We start from the raw sequence: 1,531 nt of genomic DNA on the forward strand, positions 1-1,531 counted from the left end.
AAATCCGTGCTAACCAGCATCTGGAGCGCGCCTCTGAGCTCTCCGAGAACGATACCATTCCGGTTGAGATCACCCGCGTGCGCCTGCAGCTGGCGCGTAACGAAGATCACGCCGCACGTCACGGTATCGATCGCCTGCTGGAAGTGGCGCCGCGCCATCCGGAAGTGCTGCGTCTGGCCGAGCAGGCTTATATCCGCACCGGCGCCTGGGGCGCATTGCTGGATATCCTGCCCTCCATGCAGAAGGCGCAGATTAACGATGAGAACCAGCGTAACGCGCTGCAGCAGCAGGCGTGGCTGGGTCTGATGAATCAGGCTATGGCCGATCAGGGCAGCGAAGGCCTGAAAAAATGGTGGCAGAACCAGAGTCGTAAAACCCGCCAGGAGACTGCCCTGCAGGTGGCGATGGCTGAGCATTTGATCGAGTGCGACGATCCGGACACCGCGCAAAGCATCGTGCTGGAAGGGCTGAAGCGTCAGTATGACGATCGGCTGGTGCTGCTGATGCCGCGTATCAAAAGCGGTGACCCGCAGGCGCTGGAGAAAGCGCTGCGTCAGCAGATCAAGCAGCACGGCGCCACGCCGCTGTTGCACAGCACGCTCGGCCAGCTGCTGATGCGCCACGGTGAATGGCAGCAGGCCGCAGAAGCCTTCCAGCAGGCGCTGGCACAGCGTCCGGATGGCTTTGACTACGCCTGGCTGGCGGACGTTTACGATCGCCTGCATCGCCCGGAAGACGCGGCTAAAATGCGTCGCGAAGGTCTGTTACTGACGCTGAAGAACAATCCTGGCGCCTGATTTTACTGTTGTTGTTTTTGTGCACGCCGGGCCAGTCCCGGCTTTTTTTTGCCTGAAAGAGCGTGCAGGGAATGCGGCATCAATCCGTAAACGGCAGATAAAAAAAACACCTGCCAGAAGCAGGTGTAAGATCAGGTCGGTAAGACAACTGATGGTATCCGACTCAACGTAATGTCCTTCTTACTGCAGTAGCGCGTGCACGTTACTGCCAGCTGGACAACGGATACCGTAAGGGGCTCTGCATCATTCCCAGGTTTATGTTGCATTGGCAAACATAAGAGGTGGAATGAGCATCTACGCTGAGATTATTGCACAAAGCGTGCCAGAATGGCATGAATCACGGGAAGTTATTTTATATCAGTCAGTTAGATAATCCCTGCCTGCTAACAGCGGTTACGATGTCGCGAAAACGCGACAGACCGGTTTAAAGCTGTCTCCGCTGAGCGACAGGCTGTGCAAGGAAAGGTAAGGCTGTTGAAAATCAGCAGGTTAGGTGTCGTGTAATAGCGACAATCGCTACGCCCGGCGCAAACCTCCTTCGGAGGTTCTCATCCTCTTTTGCTACAGACGAAAAAAGCCCGCTTTTTGCAAAGCGGGCTTTTCGAATATGGTCGGCGAGAGAGGATTCGAACCTCCGACCCACTGGTCCCAAACCAGTTGCGCTACCAAGCTGCGCTACTCGCCGATTTTGTACTGCCTGTTACTGCTTACTTGTTTTGCCTGGTGCGAAGAGA

General features: G+C 56.0%; 1 protein-coding gene and 1 tRNA gene. One reads left to right on the forward strand and one right to left on the reverse strand.

The features are described from left to right. On the forward strand, window positions 1-797 hold a 797-nt coding region (locus tag FT726_RS27215), incomplete at its 5' end, for a tetratricopeptide repeat protein (RefSeq protein WP_346303843.1). Between the two features lie 608 nt (window positions 798-1,405). On the opposite strand, the gene FT726_RS27220 is transcribed toward FT726_RS27215, so the two are convergent. Next, window positions 1,406-1,482 (reverse strand) — tRNA-Pro (locus FT726_RS27220). Window positions 1,483-1,531 lie beyond the last annotated feature (49 nt).

Origin of the sequence: Pantoea sp. Morm, from assembly GCF_016643525.1 — a bacterium.
Classification (GTDB): Bacteria; Pseudomonadota; Gammaproteobacteria; order Enterobacterales; family Enterobacteriaceae; genus Pantoea; species Pantoea dispersa.